Annotated in this window: 4 protein-coding genes and 1 pseudogene; 2 read left to right on the top strand and 3 right to left on the bottom strand. The window is 65.9% G+C overall.

The features are described 5' to 3' along the window. Both H926_RS35170 and ispH read right to left on the bottom strand, forming a co-directional pair. Positions 1 to 489 (bottom strand): phosphotransferase (locus H926_RS35170; protein WP_237741143.1); only part of this gene is annotated, 489 nt, incomplete at its 3' end. An 11-nt stretch (positions 490 to 500) separates the two neighbouring features. Then, positions 501 to 1,490 carry a 4-hydroxy-3-methylbut-2-enyl diphosphate reductase gene (gene ispH, locus H926_RS0121365; protein ID WP_022678066.1) on the bottom strand — a complete coding sequence of 330 codons (990 nt, stop codon included), beginning with the start codon at positions 1,488 to 1,490 and terminating at the stop codon, positions 501 to 503. Positions 1,491 to 1,687: 197 nt separating this feature from the next. Between ispH and H926_RS0121360 the strand changes: the two genes are divergently transcribed. Then, complete coding sequence (locus H926_RS0121360; RefSeq protein ID WP_028658324.1) at positions 1,688 to 2,374, top strand: hypothetical protein; 687 nt, start codon at positions 1,688 to 1,690, stop codon at positions 2,372 to 2,374. A gap of 88 nt (positions 2,375 to 2,462) precedes the next feature. On the opposite strand, the gene H926_RS0121355 is transcribed toward H926_RS0121360, so the two are convergent. Beyond that, the gene (locus H926_RS0121355; RefSeq protein ID WP_237741142.1) at positions 2,463 to 4,904 is read right to left on the bottom strand and encodes an LPS-assembly protein LptD; all 2,442 of its coding nucleotides are present in this window, start codon (positions 4,902 to 4,904) and stop codon (positions 2,463 to 2,465) included. A gap of 102 nt (positions 4,905 to 5,006) precedes the next feature. Here H926_RS0121355 and H926_RS29670 point away from each other — a divergent pair. After that, positions 5,007 to 5,238 (top strand): annotated as a pseudogene (locus H926_RS29670) (leucyl aminopeptidase); the annotation flags it as partial.

The raw sequence follows: 5,238 nt of genomic DNA, 5'->3' as shown, positions 1-5,238 counted from the left end.
GCCGTGGGGGAGCCGCTGCCATTCCGCAAGGCCCATGCCATTGGCGCGTGTGGCCGGGTAATCGGCGGCGGCGCCGTGCAGCGTGGCCAGCGCCGCGCCCACTGCGCGCGCCTGGCCGGGCGTGGGTTCGTGCAGCGAAACGCCGGGCAGGAACTCGATCAGTGCCAGGGCGCGTTCCCCACGCGGTGTAGCGACCACGCGATAGAGATTGCCCGCGCCATCGTGGATGGAGCGCGGCACCGGGCAGCCCTTGGCCGCGAGATGATCGAGCAGCCCGAGGAAATAGGGCAGATCGCTGATCTCGATGCGAAATTCGTACATCGTGAGAATGAAGCGCGTGGCCTTGCCAGGCTCTTGCGCGGTTTCGATCAGCCAGTTGCTGTTGGAAACGCCTTCGGCAATGCCCTTGGCGGAAACTAGATCGCCCAGATGATAGGGAGCGAGCAGCGCGGCCATGTCCTCCGCGCCGAGGTGGGTATAGACAGCCATGATGGGGTCTTTCAGCTCATCAACTGGCGGGGCAGCTTGAACACCATGTGTTCTTCCGTGGTGGTCACCGGCTCTTCGTGAACCTGGCGCCAGGTGCCAAGCTTGGCCACCACTTCGCGCACCAGCACTTCGGGGGCCGAAGCGCCGGCCGTCAGCCCCAGCGAGGTGACCCCTTCCAGCCATGCCGGATCGATTTCGGTGGCGCGCTGGATCAGGCGGGCCTTGGAACCCTCGCGCTCGGCCACTTCGACCAGCCGCAACGAGTTCGAGCTGTTGGGCGCGCCGATCACCAGCACCAGCTGGCAGCGCGGCGCGATGGCCTTGACCGCCGCCTGGCGGTTGGACGTGGCATAGCAGATGTCTTCGGCGCGGGGGCCGACGATGCTGGGAAAGCGCGCCTTGAGTGCGGCGATGATCTCGGCCGTATCGTCCACCGACAGGGTGGTCTGCGTCAGGAACGCCAGGCGCTGGTCGGCCGGGAAATCCAGCCGGGCCACGTCTTCCATCGTTTCGACCAGGGTCATCGCGCCTTCGGGCACCTGGCCCATCGTGCCGATCACTTCGGGATGGCCCTTGTGGCCCACGAACAGGATGTGGCGCCCGGCTTCCACCTTGCGTTCGGCCTGGCGGTGCACCTTGCTCACCAGCGGGCAGGTCGCGTCCAGCCAGTCGAGCCCGCGCTCGGTCGCGGCCATCGGCACCACCTTGGGCACGCCATGGGCGGAAAACACCACCGGCTTGCCATCGGGCACTTCGTCCAGCTCTTCCACGAACACCGCGCCCTTGGCCTTGAGTGTGTCAACGACGAAGCGGTTGTGGACGATTTCGTGGCGCACATAGACCGGCGCGCCATAGCGTTCGATCGCCCGCTCCACGATCTCGATCGCACGGTCCACCCCGGCGCAGAAGCCGCGCGGGGCGGCAATCAGAAGGTGCAGCGGCGGCAGGCCCGTTTCGGGCAGGGTGGCGCTGGCGGCGGAATCCGGAAAGCTGGCGTTCATGGGCCTGTCCTTAGCAGCGCAGGGCCCACTCGTAAAACAACGCCGCGTTTAAAAGATGCAGCAAAACATCGCCGTCGCCCAGGCAGCGCCATTGCCCAAGCGCCAAGGGGTGGGTAGAGGATGCGCTGCATCCGCTGCTGTTTCAGATCGGGCGGCGCCTGTGCTGCCCCTGTTTGCGCCTTAAGGAAGTTGCCCTGATGATCGCCAAGAGCCGCCGTCTCTCGCTTGCCAAGGCCGTGATCGGCACACCGTTGCTGGCCGGGCTACTGGCCGGTGCCCTGACGGGCTGTGCCAAGAACAAGGGCGAACTGGTGGTGGAAGATGGCGTGGGCGTGACTGCGCTGCGCACGGCATGCCCGACGGTGGAAATCCCGGAAATGACCGGTGACGTCACGCTGTTCACCGATCCTGCCCGCACCGATTCGCAGGCGATCGATCTGGTAGCCTCAATCACCAACCTGCGTTCCACCTGCGCCGAGGCGGCCGATCCTGTCACCAGCGAGGCAACCTTTGATGTCGAGGCGCGCCGCACCGACACGCGCGGGGCGCGCCATGTCGAACTGCCCTACTTCTCCGTGGTGATGCGTGGTGGCACGGCCGTGGTGGCCAAGCGCCTCGGCACGGTGGCGATCGATTTTGCCGATGGCCAGGATCGCGCCACTGGCCATGCCAAGGCCGGTGCCAGCGTCGATCGTGCCGCTGCCAGCCTGCCCGCCGATGTGCGCGCCCGCCTGTCGCGCAAGCGCCGCGCCGGCCAGGCCGATGCCGCGATCGATCCGCTCTCGCTGCCGGAAGTGAAGAAGGCCATCGCCTCGGCCACGTTCGAGCATCTGATCGGCTTCCAGCTCACCAACGCGCAGCTGGAATACAACGCGCGGCGTTGAGGCATCTGCAGTGACGGCTTAAGGTTTCCACCACCCCCAACCCCTCCTCTGAAGAGGAGGGGTTGGGGGTGGAAATCCGGCTCTAAATTCAGCGCGAACCCAGCCCGCGCAGCGATACGCTGAACAGGAACGAGTTACCGGCCGTGGCGTCACCGGTCGTCACGTAGTCGCGCTTCCAGGTGATCGACAGGTCAAAGCAATCATCGGTATAGGCCACGCCCAGGCGGTGGCGCAGCATCTGGAACCCGTCCGAACCATAGACCGGATCGCTGGCCTTGGTCGTCAGGTTGACCACGCCCGAGGCGAAGACCGAGAAATAGCGGGCAAAGCCCACCCGCGCTGCGGCGCGCAGTTCCTCGCGATCACGCAGGTCTTCGAACGTGATCGGGATATCGCGGTTGAGGCGCAGATAGCCGATTTCGGCATAGGTCCGGTGATCGCCGATCGTCGCATCGATTTCGTTGCGGCGCAGGACGAAGCTGTCCTTGTCCAGGCGATAGCGGTGGGTGAACTGGATGATGTCCTTGATCCGCAGGTCGGTGCGCCCAACGATATCGGAAAAGCGATCGGTCAACCCGGTGCCCGGCGGCAGCAGGCTCTGCTCGTCCGACAGGCGATAGCTTTGCCCTACGGTGGAGGAAATGCGCCAGCCCGGCCGCGTCAGCTGCCAGTCAAAGCCATAGGTCACGCGCACGCCGTCTTCGTAGCGGTCATAGCCGTTGAAGCGGTTGAGCGAGAAGAGGTTGGAATCATCCAGGTCCGCGGCGCGCGAATCCTCGTTGGGGATCGAGGTGTTGCGCACGTGCGGCGTGGCCACCAGCTGCACCCGCGGGGTCAGCACCTGCGTTCCGCCGAACAGCGCGCCGACCAGCGGCCACTTCACGTCCACCGCCGCCGTGGCGATGCCGCGCGCCTGCCAGCCCGACACGCCGCGATAGATATCCACCGTGGTCAGCGCGTTGGCATCGCTGTGATACACGTCGCCGCGCATCATCGCGGTAAATGTCACTTCCTGGCCAAGCCCTGTTACCGTGCGCAGATCCCACTGCGCGCGGGCAAAGGCGCGCTGGGTATCCTGCCCGGCAGAGCGGCTGATCGCCAGGGTATTGGCTTCCAGTTCCAGGTGCCCGCCAATGCCCGGCGTGGCGATGCGATAGCGCCAGTCTAGCGCGGGCAGGGCCAGTGGCACCTGGCCCTGGTTGTCACCCACGCGCAGCGTCTGCACCGCCCAGCCGGCCAGGCTGAAATAGCTGTCGTCGCCAATGCGTTCGAGGTTGATCGACGAGCGCAGCCGGTCATCGCGGCTGATGTCGTAACGGCGCAGGAACGTGCGGTCGCTGGCATAGCGGCCATAGGCGGTCAGGCTCCAGTTCTCGTCGAACTGCAGCTTGCCGTTGGCCTCGAGATAGCCGCGCCACTGGCTGGTGCCCACGCCCGAACCGGCATCGATCGACGAATAGACCGGAATGGCCGAAGAGCGCGTGAGGTAGCCGGTGATCTGGAACGCGCCCAAGCTGGTAAGCTGGCGATAGGTGCCCGAGATCATCGGCAGGGCACCGGTATAGAGGTGGCCGGCGATCTCCAGGTCCTTGTTGTCGCCCAGGCGCCAATAGAACGTATCGGCAAATTCCACGCCGTTGGCCGCGGTGGAGCGGATATCGGGGATCAACAGGCCGGTTTCGGCGCGAAAATCGCTGGTGTGGGTCAGCCCGGGCAATGGCAGCAGCGGAATGCCAAAGACGCGCAAGGTGGCGCCGGAATAATGGACCTTCTTGGTGGTCTGGTTCCACGTTACCTTGACAGCGGTAACTTCCCAGCTCGGCTTCTTGGGGCAGCCATCCTCGTTTTCCACGGCGCAGCCGGAAAAGGCGGCATCGTGCAGGGTAAGGTTGCCGTTGGCATCGCGCGTGCCCTCGCGTGCGGCCAGTCGCCCACCTTCGCGCAGCACCACCAGCAGATCCTGCATGGCGCCGGCCTTCAACTCGTCGGTCAGCTCTACCTTGTCGGTATAGAGCACGTTGCCGCCTTCATCGACCGCGCGAATGTTGCCGGTTGCCTCGATCTTGCCGGTCTTGCGATTCCACGTCACGGCATCGGCGCGCACGGTCTGCTCATCGCGCCGCAGCACGACATTGCCGGTGGCGGTGACCACGTCGGGATCGCTGGCATATTGCAGCTTGTCGGCCTCGAACCGCACCTGGTCGCTCTGGGCGGCGTCGGTTTTCGTCGCATCACCCTGCGCGGCATCGCTGCCCGTGGCCGTACCAGCAGGGGCGGCGATCACGCTGCCGGCGTTGGTGTCTTCGGCCACGGCATTGGGCGGCGTTACCGGTGCGGGCGCCTTTTCCGTCACCGGTGCCATGCCCACAGGGGCATCTTGTGCCAGGGCCGGCATGGCCCAGACACTCGCGCCAAGGCCCATGGCCCCGGTCAACAGGGCATGCCGGGCGCTGCCCAGCGACAGGCAATGGGAAAACTGGCGCCGATTTCGAGCGGAGAAGGCGGCGGAAAGCGGCGTAACGGGGGACATGCGGTTGCCTATCGCACTGGTCGGTCGTAACTGCAAACCCACAATTGCGGCGCGGTTTCCCTTGTGGGCAACGTGTTGCCGCTTTCGGACAGGAGTTTGCTGATGAACATCGTATTTGCCCCGGGCCGAACCGATCTGCCGCGCCTGGTGGGCCGGATCGTGGGCGAAGGGCCGCTGCCTGAAGGCACGCCCGCCCTGGTGGCGCAAGGCGCCGCTGCAGCCCGCTTTGCGGGCAAGGTGGGGCAGACGTTCGAAGCCTTTGTCGATGGCCCCGCAGGCCTGGCGCGCCTCGCCTTTGCCGGCGCGGGTGATCTTGCCGCCGGCGCCGCGCCGG

The sequence above is a fragment of the Novosphingobium sp. B-7 genome (genome assembly GCF_000410615.1).
Lineage (GTDB): Bacteria > Pseudomonadota > Alphaproteobacteria > Sphingomonadales > Sphingomonadaceae > Novosphingobium > Novosphingobium capsulatum.
This window is presented reverse-complemented; position numbering and strand designations above follow the sequence as displayed.